This is a genomic window from Hydrogenophaga sp. T66 (genome assembly GCF_057219855.1).
On the sequence record NZ_JBXVVX010000002.1, the window covers coordinates 522,432 to 543,754 of the forward strand.

General features: G+C 72.6%; 19 protein-coding genes. 5 read left to right on the forward strand and 14 right to left on the reverse strand.

The annotated features are described in order from the left end of the window. Positions 1 to 29: 29 nt before the first annotated feature. The 5 genes from AC2D80_RS11415 to AC2D80_RS11435 all read right to left on the reverse strand — a co-directional run bounded on the left by AC2D80_RS11415 (position 30) and on the right by AC2D80_RS11435 (position 5,762). Complete coding sequence (locus AC2D80_RS11415; protein WP_484633138.1) at positions 30 to 605, reverse strand: flavin reductase family protein; 576 nt, start codon at positions 603 to 605, stop codon at positions 30 to 32. Position 606: 1 nt separating this feature from the next. After that, positions 607 to 1,752, reverse strand: coding sequence for an ABC transporter substrate-binding protein (locus AC2D80_RS11420; protein WP_484633139.1), 1,146 nt, complete (start codon positions 1,750 to 1,752; stop codon positions 607 to 609). 152 nt (positions 1,753 to 1,904) lie between these two features. Further along, positions 1,905 to 4,049, reverse strand: a complete 2,145-nt coding sequence (locus tag AC2D80_RS11425; RefSeq protein ID WP_484633140.1) for a TonB-dependent receptor family protein — start codon at positions 4,047 to 4,049, stop codon at positions 1,905 to 1,907. After that, positions 4,046 to 4,366, reverse strand: a complete 321-nt coding sequence (locus tag AC2D80_RS11430; protein WP_484633141.1) for a c-type cytochrome — start codon at positions 4,364 to 4,366, stop codon at positions 4,046 to 4,048. Before AC2D80_RS11430 ends, AC2D80_RS11425 begins: the two co-directional genes overlap by 4 nt. Before the next feature lie 115 nt (positions 4,367 to 4,481). Then, entirely contained in the window at positions 4,482 to 5,762 is a 1,281-nt protein-coding gene (locus AC2D80_RS11435; RefSeq protein WP_484633142.1) for a PQQ-dependent sugar dehydrogenase, read from the reverse strand. Between the two features lie 174 nt (positions 5,763 to 5,936). Between AC2D80_RS11435 and AC2D80_RS11440 the strand changes: the two genes are divergently transcribed. From AC2D80_RS11440 to AC2D80_RS11450, 3 genes are all read left to right on the forward strand, one after another. After that, positions 5,937 to 6,521: a putative pterin-binding protein gene (locus AC2D80_RS11440; RefSeq protein ID WP_484633143.1), complete on the forward strand. Its 585-nt coding sequence runs from the start codon at positions 5,937 to 5,939 to the stop codon at positions 6,519 to 6,521. Then, positions 6,514 to 7,461 (forward strand): delta(1)-pyrroline-2-carboxylate reductase family protein, encoded by a 948-nt coding sequence (locus AC2D80_RS11445; RefSeq protein WP_484633144.1) that lies wholly within the window; start codon positions 6,514 to 6,516, stop codon positions 7,459 to 7,461. The genes AC2D80_RS11440 and AC2D80_RS11445 overlap by 8 nt, the downstream gene beginning before the upstream one ends. A gap of 158 nt (positions 7,462 to 7,619) precedes the next feature. Further along, positions 7,620 to 8,039: a VOC family protein gene (locus tag AC2D80_RS11450; RefSeq protein ID WP_484633145.1), complete on the forward strand. Its 420-nt coding sequence runs from the start codon at positions 7,620 to 7,622 to the stop codon at positions 8,037 to 8,039. 25 nt (positions 8,040 to 8,064) lie between these two features. On the opposite strand, the gene AC2D80_RS11455 is transcribed toward AC2D80_RS11450, so the two are convergent. Then, positions 8,065 to 8,868: a dioxygenase family protein gene (locus AC2D80_RS11455; protein ID WP_484633146.1), complete on the reverse strand. Its 804-nt coding sequence runs from the start codon at positions 8,866 to 8,868 to the stop codon at positions 8,065 to 8,067. A gap of 134 nt (positions 8,869 to 9,002) precedes the next feature. Here AC2D80_RS11455 and AC2D80_RS11460 point away from each other — a divergent pair, with 134 nt between their 5' ends. After that, entirely contained in the window at positions 9,003 to 9,887 is an 885-nt protein-coding gene (locus tag AC2D80_RS11460; RefSeq protein ID WP_484633147.1) for a LysR substrate-binding domain-containing protein, read from the forward strand. On the opposite strand, the gene AC2D80_RS11465 is transcribed toward AC2D80_RS11460, so the two are convergent. The 7 genes from AC2D80_RS11465 to AC2D80_RS11495 form a co-directional block, all read right to left on the reverse strand. Beyond that, positions 9,869 to 10,834 carry a DMT family transporter gene (locus AC2D80_RS11465; protein ID WP_484633148.1) on the reverse strand — a complete coding sequence of 322 codons (966 nt, stop codon included), beginning with the start codon at positions 10,832 to 10,834 and terminating at the stop codon, positions 9,869 to 9,871. The genes AC2D80_RS11460 and AC2D80_RS11465 overlap by 19 nt on opposite strands. Before the next feature lie 117 nt (positions 10,835 to 10,951). After that, complete coding sequence (gene soxZ / locus AC2D80_RS11470) at positions 10,952 to 11,266, reverse strand: thiosulfate oxidation carrier complex protein SoxZ (protein ID WP_484633149.1); 315 nt, start codon at positions 11,264 to 11,266, stop codon at positions 10,952 to 10,954. A gap of 16 nt (positions 11,267 to 11,282) precedes the next feature. Next, a complete protein-coding gene (gene soxY / locus AC2D80_RS11475) occupies positions 11,283 to 11,744 on the reverse strand; it encodes a thiosulfate oxidation carrier protein SoxY (protein WP_484633150.1) in 462 nt (153 codons plus the stop codon). Positions 11,745 to 11,820: 76 nt separating this feature from the next. After that, positions 11,821 to 14,655: a formate dehydrogenase subunit alpha gene (gene fdhF, locus AC2D80_RS11480; RefSeq protein WP_484633328.1), complete on the reverse strand. Its 2,835-nt coding sequence runs from the start codon at positions 14,653 to 14,655 to the stop codon at positions 11,821 to 11,823. Positions 14,656 to 14,690: 35 nt separating this feature from the next. Further along, entirely contained in the window at positions 14,691 to 16,424 is a 1,734-nt protein-coding gene (locus AC2D80_RS11485) for an NADH-ubiquinone oxidoreductase-F iron-sulfur binding region domain-containing protein (protein WP_484633151.1), read from the reverse strand. A gap of 94 nt (positions 16,425 to 16,518) precedes the next feature. Beyond that, positions 16,519 to 17,445 (reverse strand): LysR family transcriptional regulator, encoded by a 927-nt coding sequence (locus AC2D80_RS11490; RefSeq protein WP_484633152.1) that lies wholly within the window; start codon positions 17,443 to 17,445, stop codon positions 16,519 to 16,521. A 39-nt stretch (positions 17,446 to 17,484) separates the two neighbouring features. After that, positions 17,485 to 18,393, reverse strand: a complete 909-nt coding sequence (locus AC2D80_RS11495; protein WP_484633153.1) for a Tim44 domain-containing protein — start codon at positions 18,391 to 18,393, stop codon at positions 17,485 to 17,487. On the opposite strand from AC2D80_RS11495, the gene AC2D80_RS11500 reads away from it, so the two are divergent. Then, entirely contained in the window at positions 18,392 to 19,474 is a 1,083-nt protein-coding gene (locus tag AC2D80_RS11500) for a cyanophycinase (RefSeq protein ID WP_484633154.1), read from the forward strand. The genes AC2D80_RS11495 and AC2D80_RS11500 overlap by 2 nt on opposite strands. 6 nt (positions 19,475 to 19,480) lie before the next feature. On the opposite strand, the gene AC2D80_RS11505 is transcribed toward AC2D80_RS11500, so the two are convergent. Then, positions 19,481 to 21,049, reverse strand: coding sequence for a methyl-accepting chemotaxis protein (locus AC2D80_RS11505; protein ID WP_484633155.1), 1,569 nt, complete (start codon positions 21,047 to 21,049; stop codon positions 19,481 to 19,483). Positions 21,050 to 21,323 lie beyond the last annotated feature (274 nt).

A 21,323-nucleotide genomic window follows, 5' to 3' on the forward strand; every position in this document is an offset into this window, starting at 1 on the left:
AGATACCTCAGCCAGACCCGGTTGGCCTGTCATGTTTTCAGGGGACTACCAATGGCGTAAAACTGGCCGCCGGCCACGTGGTGCAGGGTGCGCAGTTCGTCGTCCGCCGTCTCGAACTGCCAGCGTCCGTCGCGGAAGACCCGGCTGTCGGCCCACGCTGCGGTCACCTCGGCGAGGAACAGGTCGTGCGCGGCCTGCAGCGCCGGCTGGGGCAGCACGCGGCAGTCCAGCCAGGCCACGCAGCCGGCCACCCGCGGCGGGCCGGCCTCGGGCGCGTCGACCCAGCGCACGCCGTGGCGCTGCAGCTTGTCGGGCACGCGGTGGGCGCTGTCCGTGCCGATGCCCCGCACCAGCGCGGCCTGCGCCACGGTGGGCACGGACACCGCGAATGTGCCGTGCGCTTCGACCAGCTCGCGCGTGCGCGTGGCCTTGTCGAGCACGACCGTGAGCTTGGGCGGCGCGAAGTCGAGCGCGCAGCACCAGGCCACCGCCATGGCATTCGCCTCGACGCCCTCGCCGGCCGAGACGATCACCGTCGGCCCGTGGTTGATCAGCCGGTAGGCCCGGTCCAGCGCCACGGGCGCGACGGCGTCGGGCCAGGCCATCTCAGGTGCGCACCTTGCCGTCGCCGGTGAGCATGGAGAGTTCGGCGAAGCTCGACGCGACGTGGTCGGTGGCGCTGAGCGACACCGCAAAACCGCCGAACGACTGCTCGCCGATCGACTCCAGGCCGGTGACCAGGCTGTCGCGCGTGGCGCGGCCACCGGCGCGCTTCACGCCCTCGGCCAGCAGTCGCGCCGCCAGGAAGCCCTCCATGCTGGAGAAGTTGGGCTGCACCTTGTTGCCCCCCTTGGCGATGGCGTCGAGGAACTCGCGCGTGATCGGGCGCGCGGTGCTGAACGGGTTGGGCACGACCTGCGACACCACCACCCCGGCGCCGTCCTTGCCGAGCTCGTCGGCCAGCGCCTGCGTGCCCACGAAGGACACGTTGTAGAACGTGCCGCCGTAGCCCGCGGCGCGGGCGGCGCGGATGTAGGCCGCGCAGGACTTGTAGGCGCTGATCTGCACGACGGCGTCCGGGCGGGCGGCGTTGATCGTGGCCACCGCGGCCGCCACGTCCACCGAGTTGCGCTCGACCGTGGCGGTCGCCACCGGCTTGAGGTTGCGCGACTGCAGGGCCAGGGTCACGCCGTCGAGGCCGGCCTTGCCGTAGCTGTCGTTCTGGTGGAACACCGCGATCTTGTTGAGACCGAGGTTGGTGAGCTGGCGCACGATGAGCGCGGTCTCGTCGTTGTAGGACGCGCGCAGGTGGAAGGCGAGCCGGTTGAACGGCGCGCGCAGGCCCATGGCGCCGGTGAAGGGTGCAATGAAGGGGGTACCGGCCTGCGTGGCCAGCGGCAGCGCCGCCAGGCTGGTGGGCGTGCCGATGTAGCCGAACAGCGCGAAGGCGTCGTCCTTGAGCAGCTTGCGCGTGTTCTCGGCGCAGCGGTCCGGCTCATAGCCGTCGTCGACGTTGACGATTTCGATGCGCTGTCCGTTGACACCGCCACCGGCGTTGAGCAGGTCGAAATAGAGCTTGGCGCCGGCGTGGAACTGGATGCCCAGCTGGGCGGCCGGACCGGTGAAGGCCGCGGACTGCCCCAGCACCAGGCGGTTGGCGTTCTGCGCGCGCAGGGCCGGCGCGGCCGTGAGGGCAGCGGCCCCCAGGCAAGCGGTGAACTGGCGGCGGTTGAGGCGGATGGGGAAGGACATGGCGGGTCGTCGTCGGCAGGGCGGGCGCGGCGTGGGCGCCGCGGGGTGCCCCTACCCGCAGGGGTAAGGGCGATCCCGTGATGCTATCGACGGACTCGGCCCGCGGGAGCGCGTTCGGCCCCCGGTCGCGGCCGCTGATCGGTCGGCGGCGCTCAGAAGCGCCGGCTGACTTCGACCCCCGCGAACACCGACCGCCCCGCGCCGGGCTCAAAGAATCGGCTGTTGCCGTCGTTGACGATCACCGAGCCGGCGTAGCGGCGGTCGGTGAGGTTTTCGATGCGCACGAACTGGCGCCAGGTCCACTCGCCCATCGGCTGCTCGAAACGTGCACCGAGCGCGAACAGGGTGTGCCCCGCCGCGGCGTCGGTGTTGAGGTCGTTGACGAACACCCGGCCGGTGTGGCGCGCTTCCAGCGTGAACACGCCGCCGATGCCGGCGGTGGCCGCCGGCGTCCAGGCCGCTTGCACCCACACCTGCTGCAAGGGCAGCCCGGGCACGCTGTTGCCGGCCGGCACGGTGGTGTTCGGGCTGACGCACACGCCCACGCAGGTGCGGAAGCTGTCGCGGTAGCGGGCACGCAGCAGCGTGTAGGCGCCGCTGAGCGTGACCGGCCCGAGCGCGGTGTCGGCGGCGAGTTCCAGCCCCTGACGCTCGGTGCGGCCGGCGTTCTGGAAGGTCGAGCGCCCGCCGGAGTTGCTCAGCACCACGATCTCGTCGCGCGTGGCGATGTCGAACAGCGTGGCGTTCCAGGCGGTGCTGCCCTGGCGACCGCGCAGGCCGACTTCGGCGCTGGTGCTGCGGGCGGCGTTGAGGGCGGTGTTGAGCCCGGCCGCGCCGCCGGGGCGGTACGCGGCTTCGTTGAGCGTGGGCGTCTCGTAACCGCGGCCCACGCTGGCAAAGGCCTGCAGGCCGGGCGCGAGCTGCCAGCGCACGCCCACCACCGGCAGACTCGCGCGGTATTCGGTGGCGCCGCTGTCGTCGCCGTTGGCGCCGCTGATGAAGCGGTCGGTGGAGGTGAACTTCACGCGGGTGTGGCGCAGGCCAGCGGCCAGCGTCCAGTCGCCGCGCGTCCACTCGGCGTTGGCGTAGGGGTCGAGGGTGGTGGCGCGGTTGGTCTCGTCGCGGCGCAGCGCGCCTTGCACGCCCAGCGTCGCGCCGACGAAGTTCTGATAGCCGCGGCGCAGGTCGCTCTGGCGATCAGCCGCCACGCCCGCCGCCCAGGCCAGGCGCCCCCCGGCCCAGTCGGTCTGGTGGCGCCAGCGCAGGTTCAGACCGGCGTAGTCGCGGTCGAGGTCGATCACGCCGCCGGAGGTGGTGATGCCCTGGTTGGCCGTGGGAATCGACTGGTACTGGATCACGCGGCGCTGGCCGGCGTAGCCCATCAGCTCGATCTTGTGGCCGCCACCCAGCGCCTGCTCCCAGGCCACGCCGGCCTGCGTCTGTGACACGCTCTTGCGGGTGTTGAACTGGATCGGCTGCGGCGCGGTCTGCTCGGGGTTGGCATCAAACTGGGCACGGCTCAGGCCTTGCGGATCGAGCGCAAAGCTGTACTGGCGGTTGAACACCAGCGTGGTGCGGCCGCCGTCGTGGGCGCGCGAGAGCTTGGCGTTGAGGGTGGTGCGGTCGGCCGCCGATTGGGGGCGGATGCCGTCGGTGGCGAAGCGGTTGACATCAACCGTGTAGGACCAGCCGCGCTCGCCCGCGGCCCCGGTCTGGCCGGTGACCTGCGTGCCGAAGCGCCACAGGCCGTCGCTGCCGGCGGCCACGCCGGTGCGCCATTCGCCCGGGCGCGCGCCGTCCTCGGTGTAGAGCAGGATCGCGCCGCCGCTGGAAGCGCCGTACAGCGCCGCGAACGGACCGCGGACCACCTCGATCCGGTCGGCGCTGCCGAGCGGAAAGTTCGCCGCCTGGCCGGAGCCGTCGGGCGCGCTGGCCGGAATGCCATCGACAAACAGGCGCACGCCGCGCACGCCGAAAGTCGCCCGCGCGCCGTAGCCGCGGATCGACACCTGCAGGTCCTGGGCGTAGTTTTCGCGGTTGCGGATCACCAGCCCGGGCACACGGCGCAGGCCCTCGGACAGGTTGATCTGCAGCTGGCCGTCGCGCAGTTCGCGGCCATCCACCACGTCCACCGTGGGCACGCCAAGCCAGCCGCGCGGGCCGTCGCCCGCGGCGCGGATGACCACCGGCGCGAGCGACTCGCCAGCCGCGGGATCGGTGGGCGCGGTCTGCGCCAGGGCGCCGCCGGCGAGCGCGAGGCCAATCGCCGCGGCCAGGGGGGTGCGGCGCGGGCTCATGGCGCCTCGACCCGGATCGTGATGGACGCGTACCACGCGGCCAGGTTGTCGATCTCGGCATCGGTCAGCGGTTTGGCGATCACCCCCATCACCTCGTGCGCCCGCTTGCCGCTGCGGTAGGCGCGCAGCTGCTCGGCCAGGTAGATCTCCGGCTGACCGGCGAGGTGCGGCACGTTGGGCTGCATCGACAGGCCCTGCGGGCCGTGGCAGACCGCGCAGGCCGCGGCGCGGGTCTGGCCCGCCTTCACATCACCGGCCTGCACCGGCCACACACACAGCGCGCCCAGCAGCGCGGAAAACATCGATCGAAGCAACATGGCAGCGGCGAAACCCAAAAAAGGGGGGGCGCGGGCCTCAGGCGAGGCACCGCGCCGGGGCGGGACCCGCCGGCGGCGGATCCCCAGGCCGCCCGAGGGCGGCGGCGAATGGCGCTCAGTTCGGCGCCGAGTAGGTCACGCGGTAGATCGCGCCGACGTAATCATCGGAGATCAGCAGCGAACCGTCCTTCATCGGCGCCACGTCCACCGGGCGGCCCTTGTAGATGCCGTTGGCATCCAGCCAGCCCTCGGCAAACACCTCGGCCGCGCCGGCGGTGCCGTCGGCCTTGATCGGCACGAAGTTGATCAGCGCGCCGGTGGCCTTGGTGCGGTTCCACGAGCCGTGGGACGCCACGAACACGCCGCCCTGGTACTTGGCCGGGAACTGCTTGCCGTTGTAGAAGGTCATGCCCAGCTGCGCCTGGTGCGCCGGGAACTCCACCTGGGGAAACACCGCGTTGGCCGGCGGCTTCATGTCCTTGAGGTCGGGCGCGGCGGCGGTGCCGGCGACCTTGAACTTGCCGTTCCAGTACGGATAGCCGAAGTGCTCGCCGAGCTTGGTGGAGCGGTTGAGCTCGCCCGGCGGAACGTCGTCACCCAGGCCGTCGGTCTGGTTGTCGGTCCACCACACCGTCTTGTCCTTGGGGTTGATGTCCATGCCCACCGAGTTGCGCACGCCGCGCGAGTACACCTCGCGCTTGGAGCCGTCGAACGCGTTCATGCGCACGATGCCGCCAATGCCCAGCTTGTCGTACAGGTCCACCTTGCCGGCGGGCTGCACGTTGTAGGGCTGGCCCAGCGCCACGTAGAGCGTGCCGTCGTCGGCCACCCGGCACACGCGCGCGCCGTGGTTGAACGACTCCTCTTCCACCGGAATCAGGCCGCCCTGGGGCACCACCTCGATCACCGCCACGTCCGGGCCTTCGTAGAAGAACTCGGCGGCCGGGAAGTTGAGCACGCGGTTGTGCTCGACCACGATCAGGAAGCCGTCCTTGGTCCAGCACACGCCGTTGGGCACCTTGAAGTTCAGCGACGGCGCGAACGGCTTGACCTCGTCGGCGGTGCCGTCGCCGTTGCGGTCGGTCACGGCCCAGACGCGGGTCTTGCGGGTGCCGACGAACAGCATGTTGGTGTTCGGCGCCACCGCCATGTGGCGTGCGTCGGGCACCACCGCGTAGAGCTCGATCTTGAAGCCCGGCGGCATCTTGATGTTCTTCAGGTTGGCCTTGATGGCCTCGGCGTTGCGGCCCTCCTGCGGCACCGGCGGGATGTTGAGATCCGTGCCGGAGACCTTGAACTGTTTGAGCGCGGCCAGGTTGTCCTTGCCCGCTTGCGCGTGGGCGCCCAGCGCCACGCCGGCCAGCAGCATCGCTGCGAGCAGCTTCGTCGGTTTCATGGTGTCTCCTCTTTGGGTGTGCCCCGAGGTATGTCGGGGTTCGGCCATTCTGTGACGAAGCAGACGGGTGGCGTAAGTAGCCGCCTACATCACCCCGGGATAACCCCGAGCGCGGGCTGTCGCGCAGGCGGCTGGCTATAGTGACCGGCTGACCAACGCCTCGCTGGAGATTCCATGCACAAACGCGCCTTCCTCCACGCCACCGGCCTGCTCGCCGGCGCCGCCCTCGCCCCGGGCGCCTCGGCCGCCGCCACCCGCGCGTCGGCGCCGGTCGTGCTCACCGTCTCCGGTCCCGTCGAACGGCCGAACCGCGGCCCGCTCGACAAGGCCCTGGACCAGATGATGGGCAAGCACGGCCTGGCCTTCGAGCGCGCCTTCGGGCTCGACTTCGCCGCGGTGGCCGCGCTGCCCGCACAGACCATCGAACCCACGCTGGAATACGACGCCAAGCGCCACCGCCTCAGCGGCCCCACGGTTGAGCGCGTGCTGCAGGCCGCCGGCGCGCGGGCGGGCGCGGGCGCGACGCTGGTGATGCGCGCGGTGGACGGCTACACCGTCGAACTGCCGCTCAAGCAAGCCCGCGAGCAGGGCTTCATCATCGCCACCCACATCGACGGCGCCCCGCTGCACGTGGGCGGGCTGGGCCCGCTGTGGGCGGTGTACGAACCCGACCGCTTCCCCGCGCTGGCGGCCAAGCCGCTGCCCGAGCGCTTTGCGCAGTGCCCGTGGGGCCTGTACTCGATTCACGTCAATGGCTGAGGTGGGCGGGGCTCTCGACGCCGAGGCCACCGCCGCGGCCCTGCCCTACCCCGCGCTGGCGCAGGCCATCGCCGCGCTGCTGCGCGATCCCTCGGTGAGCGTCCCGCCGCGGCTGGTGCAGCCGCTGCCGGGCGGCGGCAGCCTGTTCGTCATGCCGGCCACCGACGCGCGCGTGGCGATCACCAAGCTGATCACCTTCGTCGCCGCCAACGCCGCGGCCGGCCGGCCCACCATCCAGGGCGACATCGTGGTGTTTGACGCCGCCACCGGCGCGCGGCGCGCGCTGCTCGACGGCCCCACGGTGACCGCGCGGCGCACGGCCGCCGTGAGCCTGCTGGCGGCGCAGACGCTGGCGCCGCGGCACGACGGCCCGCTGCTGGTGGTGGGCGCCGGCGTGCAAGGCCGCGCCCACACCGACGCCTTCGCCGACGGCCTGGGCGTGCGCGAGGTGTGGGTCGCGTCGCGCAGCGCGGCCAGCGCCGACGCGCTGGTGGCGCATGCCCGGTCGCGCGGCCTGCGCGCGCGGCGCGTGGACGACGCCGACGCCGCGCTGGCCGACTGCCCGCTGGTGGTGAGCGCGACGCCGGCGCAGGCGGTGTGCCTGCGCGGCCGACCGCGCGACGACGCCTTCGTGGCCGCGGTCGGCGCGTTCACGCCGCGCATGGTGGAGTGGGACGCGGCGGTCGTGCGCGACCTGGCCGCGCGCGGCACGGTGGTCGTGGACACCCGCGACGCCGACCACGAGGCCGGCGATCTGCTGCAAGCCGGGCTTGACGTCGCCGCGCTGCCCACGCTGGGCGAGGTGCTCGATGACAGGCCGCGGGGTGCGCTCGCTGGCCAAGCGGCGACGCCCGGCCCCGTGTTGTTCAAGAGCTGCGGCTGGGCCGGCTGGGACCTCGCGGCGGCCCGCCTGATCGCGGATGCGCCGGCCGGCGCCTGACGACCCGCGCCCGCGTGGGGCCGTGGCGGCGGCCGCCGGCGCCGCGCGGCGGCCTGCGGTTCAATACCGTGCTGACCAAGACCCGTCCAGCCGCCAGCGCGCCCGACCGACACGGCGTTGACCGGCCGACCCACCCCGATCTGCGACCCCGACCCGCCATGAAATACCTGCACACCATGGTCCGCGTGACCGACCTCGACGCTTCCCTGGCCTTCTACCGCGACGCCCTCGGGCTTGAGGTGCTGCGCGTGCGGGAGGTGCCGCAGGGCCGCTTCACCCTGGCCTTTCTGGCCGCGCCCGGCGACAGCCAGGCACAAGTCGAGCTCACCTACAACTGGGACCCCGAGGTCTACACCGGCGGCCGCAATTTCGGCCACCTGGCCTACGCGGTGGACAACATCTACGCCACCTGCGAGCGCCTGCAAGCGCACGGCGTGACGATCAACCGCCCGCCGCGCGACGGCCACATGGCCTTCGTGCGTTCGCCGGACAACATCTCCATCGAGCTGCTGCAACGAGGCGATCCGCTGCCGCCGGCCGCACCGTGGAAAGACATGCCCAACGTGGGCAGCTGGTGAGCCGGCGTCCGTCGCAGCGGGCGCGTCAGGCCGCCGCCGGGGCGCCGAACACGTAAGCGTCCATCGACAGCACGCCGTGCTGCACGCCCCCGTCGATGACTTCGCCGGGCACCGGTCGGCCGGCCGCGCCAGCGGCCAGCGGCAGCGGCAGGAAGTGCTCCGGGGTCGGGTGGGCGCGCGCGGCGTCGGGCGCGCGGTCGAGCGTGTGCACGATGGCGTCGTGGTCGCCCGCGCGCACCGCGTGGCGCACCCAGTCCTGAAACGCCAGCACGTAAGCCGCCGGATCGCGGGTGCCCTGGCGGAATTCATATAGGTTGTGGGTCAGGCTGCCTGACCCCACGATCAGCACACCCTCGTCGGCCAGCGGCGCGAGCGCGCGGCCCAAGGCATGGGCGGCTTGGGCGTCGGCCGCCAGCGGCAGCGACAGCTGCAACACCGGCACGTCGGCCTGCGGAAACAGGTGCATGAGCGGCACCCAGGCGCCGTGGTCCAGGCCGCGGGTGTCGTCGGTGCGGGCGTCGGGCCAACCAGCGTCGCGCAACCGCTGCACCACCGCCCCGGCCAGCGCCGGATCGCCGGGCGCGGCGTAGCGCAGCCGGTAGAGCGCGGCGGGGAAGCCGCCGAAGTCGTGGACCGTCCCGGGCCAGGCGGCGGCCGTCACGCGCGGCTCGGGCGTCATCCAGTGGGGCGAGACCACCAGCACCGCGCGCGGGCGCGGCAGTCGCTCGCCGAGCGCGGTCAGCGCGGGGCCGGCCTCGCCGGGTTCGATGGCGAAGGTGGGGGCGCCGTGGGAGACGAAGAGCGTGGGCAGGCGGGCGGTCATGGACATCGGGGGACGGTGCCGGGCAGAGGGGGACAGGCGGCCAGTCTAGGCGCGGGGCAGCCGCGCGGGGCCGCAGCCGCTTGCACACCGCATTCAAAAATCGTGAACACCGCGCGCACCGCGCTGCTACCGTTACGTCCATGTCGCGCCTGCCCTCGCTCAAAGCCCTGCATGTGTTCCACCTCACCGCTTCGCTGGGCAGCATGGCCCGCGCGGCGGAGCGGCTGTCGGTGAGCCAGAGTTCGGTGAGCCGCTTCATCGGCCTGCTGGAGGACGAACTGGGCACGCCGCTGTTTGTGCGGCGCGACGGCCTGAGCCTCACACCGGCAGGCCGCGCGCTGGCCGGCCCGCTGGCCGAGGCCTTCGCGGCGATGGAGCGTGGCGTGCGGCAGGCGCGCAGCCCGGGCGCGGTGCTGCGGGTGAAGGTGCCGCCGTCGCTGGGCCTGCGCTGGCTGCTGCGGCAGTCCGACGTGCCGCGGCATGTGCGCTTCCACCCGCGCTGGAACGCGATGACACCCGATGACGACGCCTTCGACGTCGGCATCACCTACGGCCTGGGCGGCTGGCCGGCGTCGCAGGCGGTGCCGGTACTCGCCGAGCGGCTGCTGCCGGTGTGCACGCCGGCGTGGCTTGCGGCCCACGGCCCGATCGGCAGCGCCGCGCAGCTCGCCGGGCTGCCGCTGATCCACGCGGACGACACCGGCGACGACTGGCAGCGCTGGATCACGGCCTGGCTGGGCGCGCCGGTGGCGCTGGAGCCCGACATCACCGTCGACACGCTGGACGCGGCGGTGCAGCTCGCCTTGCTGGGCCGCGGCGTGGCCATGGCCGATCCCCTGCTGGTGCGCGAGGAACTGGCCCGCGGCGCGCTCGTGCCCGCGCACCCCCGCGCCTACGCCAGCGGTGAGCACTACCACCTCGTGCACCGCCTGCCGGACCGCGACGACCCGCGGGTGGCGGCCTTGCTGGCGTGGCTGCGCGCGCGGCTGGCGGCCGACGCGCCGGATCAGGCCGTGCCGGGCTGAGCGCTGCGCCCGCGCGGCCAGGCTTCCAGCGCGGCCACGGCGACAAACACCACCAGGCTGCCAATCACCGACACGGCGTGCGGCACCTCGCCGAAGCCCAGCCAGCCCGCCAGCGCGCCCAGCGGCAGGGTCAGGTACAGCACGTGCGCCGCCACCCGCGCCGGCACCCGCTTGAGCGCGGCGACCCACAGCAGGCTGAAGGCCGTGCCCAGCGCGCCCACCAGCGCCAGCCAGGCCAGCTCGCGCGCGCCCAGGGACCACGCCGACGGCCCCGCCATGCCGAGCGCGGCCAGCGTGGCCAGGGCGGTCGCGGCGGTGGTCCAGAAGACCAGCGAGGCCGACGACACACCCCGCCCGTGGACCTGCGTCACCACCGTCTGCAGCGCGCCGCACAGCGCCCCGCCCAGCGCCACCAGCGCGGCGATCCAGAGGTCCGGCCCGGCTGCGCCCAGGCGCAGCCAGTCGCCCCAGGTCGCCACCACCACCCCCAGCAGACCCAGCGCACACACCAACGCCGGCCCACGCGCCAGGCGCTGGCGCCCCAGCAGCGCGGCCAGCATCACCATCAGCAGCGGCTCGGCAAAGAAGATCGTCATGACCAGCGCCAGCGGCAGCGCCTGCAGGCCCACCACCAGGCCGTAGGCCACGCCCAGGTTGAGCAGCGCGCGCCCGGCGTGAATGCGCCGCCACGGGGACGCATCACCCGCGGGCCAGCGCCGCCGCCAGGCCAGCCACGCCACCAGCGGCAGCAGAAACAACAGGCCGAAGGTCCAGCGCCCGGCCACCGTGGCCGCGGTGCCCACGCTGTCGCCCAGCAGCTTCACGACGATATCCATCGCCAGCCCGGTGAGCAGCGCGGCCCAGAGCATGGCGCGGCCGGCGGCGCCGGGCGCCAGGCGCGCCGCCGCGGCCGGCGAAGAAGGGGAAAAGGCGGGCGTGGACAGCATGGCGCCATCGTGCCGCGCGCGGGCCGCCGCGGCTTGCCCTTATTGCAAGGCGGTGTGCAGGAATTCGATGGGGCGACGGCGCGACGTGCAGGCCGGCCCCGGACGGACGCCGGGGCGTCAGGCGACGATGGTGATTTCGTCGCTGCGGCTGGCGCCGCGGCTGTCTTTCCAGCTCGCGCCCACGCGGTCGCCGGCGCGCGCGCCCTTGAGCGTGAACTGCAGGTACGGGTTCTTCGAGACACCGGGGCCCCACTCGGCGGTGATCACCGGCCGGCCGTTGTGGGTGATGGTCACTTCGGTGATGTGCCAGGCGGGGATGAGCGCGCCGCCGCTGTCGCGGCGCTGGCCGGACTCCATCTCGTGGGCCATGCGCAGGCGCACCACGGCCTTGTCGCCCTGGACCTGGGCGCGGATGCGGGTCGGTTCGGTCATGGCGGTTCTCCGGCGGTCAGGCGGCGCAGCCGCCAAGGGTCACGCGCACCTCGCGGCGCGCGAACAGCGCGCGGCCGTCGCGCATCAGCGCCACCGCATACACGTCGGACGACTGGCTCATCTTCGTGCGCAGCGACAGCACCGGCTCGATGGCGTCGGTCAGGTTGAACACCGCCACCAGCACGTTCGGGTTTTTCTCCACCAGCAACACCAGCTGCTTGACACCGGCCAGCGTGGTGCCGATGGTCACCGCCACCTCGGCGCCGTTTTCAGCGATGTCGGGCGCCTGCAGCGTGACCTCGGCGCTGGGCGCGGGCGCGGCGGTGGCCCCGAGCAGGCGGGTGGCCTCGGCCACGCTGCGGGCGTCAAAGGCCTTGCTGTTGCCCGCGGCGCGGGCGGCCTGCGGCCACAGGCCGGCGGCGGCCAGCAAGGCGGCCACGGCGGCGCCCTGCTGCAGGGTGTGTCGGCGGGTGTTCATGGGCAAGGGCTCCGGGAGCGGCATCGGGTGCGGCCGCGTATTGTCGCGCGGCCGGGCCCGGCGCGCTGCCTGGGGGTCATGCGGCTCCTGCAGACCGCTCGGCCACGGACCCCACGCGCACCGCGCAGTACTTGAACTCCGGGATCTTGCCCACCGGGTCGAGCGCGCCGTTGGTGAGCAGGTTGGCCGCCGCCTCACGGTAGGCGAACGGGATGAAGACCGCGCCGGGCGGCGTGCCGTCGTCCGCGCGCACGTCCAGCTCGATGGCGCCGCGCCGCGAGGCCACGCGCACGCGATCGCCCGGTCGCAGACCCAGCCGTGCCAGTTCGGCGCTGTGCAGGCTGGCGCTGGCCGCGGGTTCGATGGCGTCGAGCACCCGCGTGCGGCGGGTCATGCTGCCGGTGTGCCAGTGTTCCAGCTGCCGGCCGGTGATCAGCACCATCGGGTAGTCGGCGTCGGGCCGCTCGTCCGCGGGCACCAGCCCGGCCGGCACCAGGCGCACCCGGCCGTCGGCCGTGGGGAAGCGGTCGTGGAACACGATCGGCTCGCCGGGCTGGTCTTCGGCGTGGCAGGGGTAGACCACCGCCGACTCGCGCTCCAGACGCGCCCAGGTGATGCCGCCGATGGCGGCGTGCATGGCCTGGCGCATTTCCTCGTAGACCGCGGCCACGCCCTCGTCCGGCCCCGGGTAATCCCAGCGCAGCCCCAGGCCCGCGGCCATCCGCTGCACGATCCACAGGTCGGCGCGGGCCTGCCCCGGCGGATCGATCGCGCGGCGGCCGAGCTGCACGAGACGGTCGGTGTTGCTCACCGTGCCGGTCTTCTCGGGCCAGGCCGTGGCGGGCAGCACGACGTCGGCCAGCCAGGCGGTTTCGGTGAGGAAGATGTCCTGGACGACGAGGTGGTCGAGCGCGGCCAGCGCGGCGCGCGCGTGGTGCAGGTCGGGGTCGCTCATCGCGGGGTTCTCGCCCATGACATACAGCCCGCGCACGCGCTGCGGGTCGTCGCGCGGGCGCAGCGCGTGGTCCAGCACCTCGGTCACGGTCAGGCCGGGCCGGTCGTCCAGCGCCGTGCCCCAGAAGGTCTCGAACCAGCGGTGCGCGGCCGGGTCGCTCACGCGCTGGTAGTTCGGAAACATCATGGGAATGAGGCCGGCGTCGCTGGCACCCTGCACGTTGTTCTGCCCGCGCAGGGGATGCAGCCCGGTGCCGGGGCGGCCAATCTGGCCGGTGAGGCTGGCCAGTGCAATCAGGCAGCGCACGTTGTCGGTGCCGTGCACGTGCTGGCTCACGCCCATGCCCCACAGGATGATGGCGGCCGGGCTGGTGGCGTAGGCGCGGGCCACCTCGCGGATGGTGTCGGCCGGGATGCCGCAGACCGCCGCCATGGTCTCGGGCGGGAAGGCCGCCACGTGGGCCTTGAGTTCGGCCACGTCGTCGGCCCGCTCCCGCAGGAAGGCCTCGTCGCACAGTCCCTCCGTCACGATGACGTGCAGCATCGCGTTCAGCAGGGCGACGTCGGTGTCGGGGTGGAAGGTGAGCGTGCGCCAGGCGTGGCGCGCCAGGTCGGTGCGGCGCGGGTCGGCCACCACGAGCCGCGCGCCGCGCTGCACCGCGTTCTTGATCCAGGTGGCGCCCACCGGGTGGTTGGCCGTGGGGTTGGCGCCGATCACCAGGATCAGTTCGGCGTGTTCCACATCGCGCACCGGGTTGCTCACCGCGCCCGAGCCCACGCCTTCGAGCAGCGCGGCCACGCTGGAGGCGTGGCACAGGCGGGTGCAGTGGTCGACGTTGTTGCTGCCAAAACCGGTGCGCACCAGCTTCTGGAACAGATAGGCCTCCTCGTTGCTGCCCTTGGCCGACCCAAAGCCGGCCAGCGCGGCGGGGCCATGGGCGTCGCGCAGCGCGCGCAGGCCGCCGGCCGCCCGGGCCAGCGCTTCGTCCCAGGTGGCCTCGCGGAACACCGTCTGCCAGGGCTGATCGCCCGCCAGGAGCGCCGGGTCCTTGGCCACGCCTTCGCGCCGCACCAGTGGCACGGTCAGGCGGTCCGGGTGGGCCACGTAGTCGAAGCCAAAGCGGCCCTTCACGCACAGGCGTCCTTCGTTGGCCGGGCCATCGCGGCCTTCGACGGCGACGATCGTGTTGTCGCGCACCTGGTAGGTGAGCTGGCAGCCCACGCCGCAGAACGGGCACACCGAGTCCACCGCGCGGTCCACGGTCTGGTCGCCGCGCAGGGTGGCGGCCGACAGCGCGCCGGTCGGGCAGGCCTGTACGCACTCGCCACAGCCCACGCAGCTGCTCGCGCCCATCGCATCGTCGAGATCAAATACCACGCGCGCCTGCGCGCCGCGGAAGGCCAGCCCGATGACGCCGTTGACCTGTTCCTCGCGGCAGGCGCGCTGGCAGCGGTTGCACTGGATGCAGGCATCGAGGTTGACCGCCATCGCGGGGTGCGACGTGTCGGGCGCGACCGGCGCGCGGCGCAGCGCACGCAGCGCCGGTCGCACAGCCACGCCCTGCCGCGCGGCCCAGTCGCTGAGTTCGCCGTGCGGGCGCGCGGCGTCGCCGTCCACCCAGCGCTCGCCCTGCTCGGGCAGGTCGGCCAGCAGCAGCTCGATCACCGCGTTCTGGGCGCGGCGCGCGCGGTCGCTGCGCGCCTGCACCGCCATCCCGGGGGTCACGGTCCGGCAGCAGCTCGGCGCAAGCACGCGCTCGCCGTCGATCTCGACCACGCAGGCGCGGCAGTTGCCGTCCGGGCGCAGGCCGTCATGGTGGCACAGGTGGGGAATGTCCACCCCGTGGCGCTTCGCGGCGTCGAGGATGCGCTCGCCCGGGAGGGCGCGCGCGGCCTGGCCGTCCAGGGTGAAGGCAATGCCAGGCAAGGCCGCATCGGCGTCGGGAGGCGAAGGCATGGACACCGACGGGGGCAAACGCATAGCGGGGGCGTTCATGGCTGGTCTCCGCCGGCACCGACCTCGTGGGCGAAGTGCGTGAGCACGCCCAGGATCGGGTTGGGCGCGGCCTGGCCGAGGCCGCAGATCGAGGCATCGGCCATCACCGCGCCGAGGTCGCGCAGGGTGTCGGCGTCCCACACCGGCTGGGCCATCAGCGCGGCGGCCTTGGCGGTGCCCACGCGACAAGGCGTGCACTGCCCGCAGCTCTCATGGGCGAAGAAGCGCAGGGTGTTGAGGGCGGCGTCGCGCGCGCGGTCGTGCTGGCTGAGCACGACGATGGCCGCCGAGCCGATGAAGCAGCCGTGGGGCTGCAGGGTGTCGAAGTCCAGCGGCAGATCGGCCAGCCGCGCGGGCAGGATGCCGCCGCTGGCGCCGCCGGGCAGGTAGGCGTAGAGCGTGTGGCCGTCGGCCATGCCGCCGCAATGCTCGTCGATGAGTTCGCGCAGCGTGATGCCGGCCGGCGCGAGCTTCACCCCGGGCTCGCGCACCCGCCCGCTCACGCTGAAGCGGCGCAGGCCGCGGCGGCCGTGGCGGCCGTGCGCGGCAAAGGCCTCGTCGCCCCGGGTGACGATGTCACGCACCCACACCAGCGTCTCGGCGTTGTGGGCCAGCGTCGGCCGGCCGAACAGGCCGCGCTCGGCGATGTAGGGCGGGCGCAGGCGCGGCTCGCCGCGCCGGCCCTCGACGCTTTCAATCAGTGCCGACTCCTCGCCGCAGATGTAGGCGCCGGCGCCGCGGCGCAGCTCGATGCGGGGCAGCGGCGCCGGCGGGGCGGCGCGCAGGGCGTCGAGCGCCTCACTCAGGGTGCGGCGCACGTCCGGGTACTCGTCGCGCAAGTAGAGGTAGATCGCGTCGATGCCCACCACCCGCGCGGCCACGAGCATGCCTTCGAGCATCCGGTGCGGGTCGCGCTCCAGCACGTGGCGGTCCTTGAACGTGCCGGGCTCGCCTTCGTCGATGTTGACCACCATCAGCCGCGGGCCGGGCTGGCCCGACACGATGCGCCACTTGCGCCCGGCCGGGAAGCCCGCGCCGCCCAGGCCGCGCAGGGCCGACGACTCCATCGCGGCCAGCACCGCGGCCGGGTCACGCACGCCGTCAGCCAGTTCCCGCACCAGCGCGTAGCCGCCGGCCGCGCGGTAGGCGTCGAAGTCCACGAGGTCGGGATGGGCGGGCGGCGGCCCAGTGTCGCCGCGCGCCGCGGCCGCCACGGTTTCGGGGCGGGCGTTCCCCACCGGCCGCTGGCCCACCAAGGCGGCCGGCGCCGTCTCGCAGCGGCCGATGCACGGCGCCGCGACCACGCGCACGTCGGCATCGAGCAGGGCCGGCAGCCGCGCCAGCAGATCGGCGGCTCCCGCCATGGCGCAGCTCAGGCCGTCACACACCCGCACCGTCAGGCGCGGCACCGTGGCGTCGTCGCGCACCACGTCGAAGTGGTGGTAGAAGCTCGCCACCTCAAACACCTCGACCACGGGCACGCCCAGTTCGGCCGCGAGCGCCACCAGGTGGCCTTCGCGCAGAGCGCCTTCTCGGTCGTTGAGTGCGTGCAGGTATTCGATCAAGGCATCGCGACGCAGACCCCCGGCCGCCAGCGGCGTCAGGGCGTCGCGCACCGCAGCGCGGGCGGCGGCATCGGGCTGTCGGCCCTTGAGAACGGGACGCGGCGCGCGCGGCGCGGGGCCCACAGGGCGCAGTGGAATGACTCGTGAGGGGGTGGCCAGGGACATGCGCGCACTGTGGCGCGCCGGGAACCCGGGGTCAAATGGGTTTTCGCGATGCGCGCATTCAAGGCGTGAATGCGTCGGACCAGACGCTGCCGGCTCAGGCGCCCAGGGCCCCGCACCACGGCACCAGCGACGCGCGCCAGGCATCACCCAGCGCGAGCGCCAGCGCGGCGGCGCGCACCGGCGGTGGCGCGTCGTCGCGGCGGGCGATGAAGCCCACCGGCGTGGTCACCACCGGCGCCACCAGCGGGCGCACGCTAAGGCCCGCAGCGGCGCCGCCCAGCGCGGCCACCAGCGCACCCGGCATCACGGCGGCCACGTCGCCGGCCTGCACGGCCAGCGCCAGCGACAACACCGCGTTGGTCTCCAGCACCGGCGCGGCGGTCACGCCGGCGCGGGCAAACGCCTCGTCCACCAGCCGGCGGTGGTGCATGTCGGGCGTGAGCAGGCACAAAGGCAAGGCGGCGGCATCGGCCCAGCGGATGGGGGTGGGGTCGGGGGTGGCGGACCGCTGGACGAGGTAGTGGCGCTCGTCGTATTGCGGCCAGAGCTCGAAGGCGCCACCGGCGGGCACACGGGCGAGGAAACCCAGACCGAGGTCGAGGGCCCGATCGCGCAGCCCGCGCTCGATGTCGTCGGAGTTGAGCGAGAGCAGCGTGGTGCGCACGCGCGGGTGCGCGGCATGCAGCGCCGCGGCGAAACGGGTGGCCACCGGCAAGGCCGAAGGCACGGCGCCCAAGCGCAACTCGCCGACCGGCTCACCGGTGCGGCTGGAGAGGGTCTGTTCGAGGGCGGCCGCTTCGGCCAACAGGCGCCGCGCACTGGCCAGCACCAGCTCGCCTTCCGGGGTCAGCCCGGCGTACGTGCGGCCGCGCCGCACGAGCGGGGTGCCGAACGCCGATTCCAGCGCGCGCACCGCGTTGGACAGCGCCGGCTGCGTGATGTGGCAGGCCTGCGCGGCGCGGGCGTAGTGTTGGTGCTCGGCCAGGGCAACGAGGTAACGCAGCGGGGCCAGCAACTTCATGGCCCCGAGGTTACCGCGGCCCGGCCGCGGCGTGGCAGGTCAGGCCTGCTGGATGCCGGCGATGACCCAGCCGCCTTCGCCGTTGCGCGGCTTGCTCAGGTGCCAGATCTCGCGGAAGGTGTCCACGGCCTGGGTGTCGAGGTCGCGAATGCGGCCTTCGAAGCGCACGCTCACGGTGTAAGTCATCAGGCCTTCTTCCACGTCCAGCACCTCGGCGTCGAGCTGCTCCACGTCGTTGCGGCCGCGCTCCTTGCTTTCGGCGAGGTCCATGCGGATCTCGGCGAACATTTCCGGCGTGGTGAACTGGCGGATGTCGTCCAGATCACCGGCGTCGTGGGCGGCCTGCAGGCGGATGAACTGCACCTTGGCGTTGCGGGCAAATCCCTCGGCGTCGAAGCCGGCCGGCCACGCGCGGGCTGCCGTCGGCGCGGCCACGCTGGCGCCGCCCGCAGGCATTTGCACGTCATACCCGCGGTTGACCGCCGGTTGTTGACCCAGGCCGGCGCCGGCCGGCGCATACGCCATGCGGTTGCCGCCCATGGCCTGCTGCGCGCGCTTGCGCAGGAAGAAGCCCAGCACGCCCAGGGCCACCATCACGACCAGCGCAATCAGCAGGAAGGAAGCCAGCTCCTCGCCAAAACCGAGGTGCGAGGCCAGCGCGGCCAGACCCAGGCCGGCGGCGATGCCAGCGACCGGGCCGAGCCAGGAACGGCTGCCCGCGGCGGCGGCGCCGGTGGCGGCCGCGGCCGGGGCGGCAGCGGCATTCGGGGCGCCCGGGGTCTGGGCGGGCGTGGCGTTGTTGGTGTTCGCCGGCTTCGGCGTGTTCATGTCGCGCTGCATGCCCACGGACTTGCCGCCGCCCAGGCGCTTAGCGGCTTCGGCGGTGTCGACCACCGCCACCGACAGACCCACGGCCAGGATGGCCGCGCACAAAGAAAACAGTCGCATGGATTTCCCCTCGAATAAAGACTACGGACGGCGCAGGGTAGGGGCATTCATACCCCGAAAAAAGCAGATCGAGACTGATTTTCAGATCGCTTTTTTCGAAATGATTCCGGAGCGAGTGGTCGGGGCTTTCTACAATTCGCGGATGCTGAAACGACGCGCGCTGATGGTATTGCCCGCCGCCGCCTGGGCCTCGGCCGTCCCCGGGGGCGCCGCCGCTGAACGCCGGCGCGGCAAACTGGTGGTCATCGGGGGGGCCGAAGACAAGCGCCACGACCGGGTGATCCTGCGCCGGTTTGTGGAGCTGGCGGGCGGCCCCGGCGCCAAGATTCGGGTGCTGAGCGCGGCCAGCGGCGACCCGGACGGCGCGTGGGCCACCTACGACGCGGTGTTTGGCGCGCTGGGCGTGAGCGACCGCGCGCCGATTCCGGTGCCCGACCGCGTGGCGGCGGACAGCGCCGCCGTCACGGACCTGATCCTGGAAGCCGACGGCATCTTCATTTCTGGCGGCGACCAGAACCGGCTGATGGACCTGATCTGGGAGACCGCCGCCTTCCGCGCACTGCACGTGGCCTACCACCTGCGCGGTGCGTGTGTCGGCGGCACCAGCGCGGGCGCCGCCGTCATGTCCCGCCACATGATCGCGCAGGGCAGCGCGACGCGGTTGCCTGTGAAGGGAGCGGCCGCCTTTGATCTCGGCCTGGGCTTTTTACACCGGGCCATGATCGATCAGCACTTCGCCGAACGTGGCCGGCTTGCCCGCCTGATGTCGGCACTGGCGCAACGACCGCAGCAGCTCGGGGTCGGTATCGACGAAGACACGGCGCTCATCGTTGAGCGCGGCACCGCGATCGAGGTGATCGGTGCCGGGGCCGTCACGCTGCTGGACGGTCGGGAACTGGTGTCGGACTTTGAGCTGGTCGAATCCGCGCAGGGGCTGCAGATGCTGGGCGTGCGGCTCCACTGGCTGCCCGCCGGTCACCGCTACAGCGCCAACCCCCTGGTGCAAAGGGCCCAGGCCATGCCGGTGGCCTTGCGCGAGGCCATCGACATGCTGGTCACCCCCGGCCCCATCCGCGGCTGACGGTCATCAGGTGCGCGTCGGCTCCAGCCGGAACACCTTCATCACCTCGACCATGCGGTGCGCCTGCTCATTGAGCTGCTGTGCGGCCGCCGCGCCTTCTTCGACCATGTTGACGTTGCGATGCGTGACCTCGTCGAGCTGGTGCACCGCCTGACCCATCAGGTTGACGCCGGCCGACTGCTCTTCGCTGGCGTGGCTGATGCCCTGCACCAGGCTCGCCACGCGCTCGATGGATCGGACCACGTCGTTCATGGTGGCGCCTGCCCGGTCGACCAGCGCGACACCCGCGTCGACCTGGTCGCCGCTCTGGGTGATCAGGCCCTTGATCTCGCGGGCGGCCTCGGCGCTGCGTTGCGCGAGATTGCGCACTTCGCCGGCGACCACGGCGAAACCGCGACCCTGCTCGCCGGCGCGCGCGGCCTCCACCGCGGCATTCAGCGCCAGGATGTTGGTCTGGAAGGCAATCCCGTCGATCACGCCGATGATGTCGCTGATGCGCTGGCTGCTCTGGCTGATCGCGCCCATGGTCGCCACGACATTGCCCACGACCTGTCCGCCCTCGGCCGCCACCCGCGCGGCCTCCTGCGCCAGCTGGCTCGCCTGGCGGGCGTTGTCCGTGTTGTTCTTCACCGTGGCGCCCACCTGCTCCATGGAGGACGCCGTCTGCTGCAAGGCCGTGGCCTGCTGCTCGGTGCGTTCGGCCAATTCGTGGTGATCGCGCGAGATCTGCTCGCTCGCGGCCGCCACCGCGTCGGCATTGGACCGCACGGCCCGCACCGTGCGCCGCAGCTGGTCGCTCATGCCCGCCATCGCCGCCATGATGCTGTCGTCGTCACCCGGGCGCACCGGCACGGTCACCGTCAGGTCGCCGGCCGCAATCGCGTTCGCCACCTGCCGCACCTCCCGCGGTTCACCGCCGAGCGATCGGTCCAGACGCGCAATGATGATGTGGGCAATCCACACGCCGACGATCAACGCGAAGAGCGACGCGCTGGCCATGGCAAGCAGCCCGTCGCGCGCGATCCGCTGGCCCAGTTGGTAGGTTTCCTTGGCCTCGCGGGCTTGCAGATTGATCAGGTCGCCCACCACCGCCTGCATCGGATCGAACACCGGGTACATCTTCTGCGCGGTGTATGCCTGCAGCGTCGGGAGGTCGTTGGCCCGCAGTGCCACCTCGGCCTCGGCGATGGACCGGTCGGCCGCCTCCATCAAGGGCTTGAGCTTGTCGATCAGCTCACGCTCCGCCTCATCGGTGGGTCGATCGAGGTAGGCGGCCCAGTCGATGGCGATCTGGCGTCGCGCCGACGCAATCGCGTCAAGCGCCTGCGCCGGGGTGAACGAGCCATCGGCCGCCTTGTGGGCCGCGTCGACCATTTGCACGGCGTACTGGTCCGCCACCGAACGCATCTGCGTCAGGGGCAGTACGCGCACCTCGTATACGTCCCGCAACGCCGCCGTTTCCGCGCGCGCGAGGAGCATCCCCATCAGAAAGACCAAACCGATCACGGCGATAAACACGCCGCACAGCACCCTCAGTCGATTGCGCACCGACAAGCGCGCGAGAAAAGCATCCACGCATCACCTCCCTGGACAGGACAAACACCACTGCAACGCCGACCCCTCGAGGTCTGCAACGAACGTGATATCGGTGGCGAAGGCGTCGGCTGAAGCCTTAGGCATTCAAATCCCTGCCGCGTTAAGGGATTTCTTCACGCTCACGGGTAACCACGCACAGGGGATGATCCCCGGGATGGGGGACGCCGATCCGCCGAAATGATGCGGTTTTGGGCGGCTTAATCTCGCGGCTTGGGCCGTCCTCGCGAGGTCGGCGACAGGTGGCTCGACGCGA

Excerpts from the sequence above, each read along its gene's own strand:
- soxY (WP_484633150.1), bottom strand. The coding sequence starts at position 11,744 with ATGAACACCCGCCGACACACCCTGCAGCAGGGCGCCGCCGTGGCCGCC.
- soxZ (WP_484633149.1), bottom strand. The coding sequence starts at position 11,266 with ATGACCGAACCGACCCGCATCCGCGCCCAGGTCCAGGGCGACAAGGCC.
- AC2D80_RS11455 (WP_484633146.1), bottom strand. The coding sequence starts at position 8,868 with ATGTCCATGACCGCCCGCCTGCCCACGCTCTTCGTCTCCCACGGCGCC.
- AC2D80_RS11460 (WP_484633147.1), top strand. The coding sequence starts at position 9,003 with ATGTCGCGCCTGCCCTCGCTCAAAGCCCTGCATGTGTTCCACCTCACC.
- AC2D80_RS11500 (WP_484633154.1), top strand. The coding sequence starts at position 18,392 with ATGGATTTCCCCTCGAATAAAGACTACGGACGGCGCAGGGTAGGGGCA.
- AC2D80_RS11485 (WP_484633151.1), bottom strand. The coding sequence starts at position 16,424 with ATGTCCCTGGCCACCCCCTCACGAGTCATTCCACTGCGCCCTGTGGGC.
- AC2D80_RS11415 (WP_484633138.1), bottom strand. The coding sequence starts at position 605 with ATGGCCTGGCCCGACGCCGTCGCGCCCGTGGCGCTGGACCGGGCCTAC.
- AC2D80_RS11445 (WP_484633144.1), top strand. The coding sequence starts at position 6,514 with ATGGCTGAGGTGGGCGGGGCTCTCGACGCCGAGGCCACCGCCGCGGCC.
- AC2D80_RS11425 (WP_484633140.1), bottom strand. The coding sequence starts at position 4,049 with ATGAGCCCGCGCCGCACCCCCCTGGCCGCGGCGATTGGCCTCGCGCTC.
- AC2D80_RS11435 (WP_484633142.1), bottom strand. The coding sequence starts at position 5,762 with ATGAAACCGACGAAGCTGCTCGCAGCGATGCTGCTGGCCGGCGTGGCG.
- AC2D80_RS11430 (WP_484633141.1), bottom strand. The coding sequence starts at position 4,366 with ATGTTGCTTCGATCGATGTTTTCCGCGCTGCTGGGCGCGCTGTGTGTG.
- AC2D80_RS11495 (WP_484633153.1), bottom strand. The coding sequence starts at position 18,393 with ATGCGACTGTTTTCTTTGTGCGCGGCCATCCTGGCCGTGGGTCTGTCG.
- AC2D80_RS11420 (WP_484633139.1), bottom strand. The coding sequence starts at position 1,752 with ATGTCCTTCCCCATCCGCCTCAACCGCCGCCAGTTCACCGCTTGCCTG.
- AC2D80_RS11450 (WP_484633145.1), top strand. The coding sequence starts at position 7,620 with ATGAAATACCTGCACACCATGGTCCGCGTGACCGACCTCGACGCTTCC.
- AC2D80_RS11490 (WP_484633152.1), bottom strand. The coding sequence starts at position 17,445 with ATGAAGTTGCTGGCCCCGCTGCGTTACCTCGTTGCCCTGGCCGAGCAC.
- AC2D80_RS11465 (WP_484633148.1), bottom strand. The coding sequence starts at position 10,834 with ATGCTGTCCACGCCCGCCTTTTCCCCTTCTTCGCCGGCCGCGGCGGCG.
- AC2D80_RS11440 (WP_484633143.1), top strand. The coding sequence starts at position 5,937 with ATGCACAAACGCGCCTTCCTCCACGCCACCGGCCTGCTCGCCGGCGCC.
- fdhF (WP_484633328.1), bottom strand. The coding sequence starts at position 14,655 with ATGCCTTCGCCTCCCGACGCCGATGCGGCCTTGCCTGGCATTGCCTTC.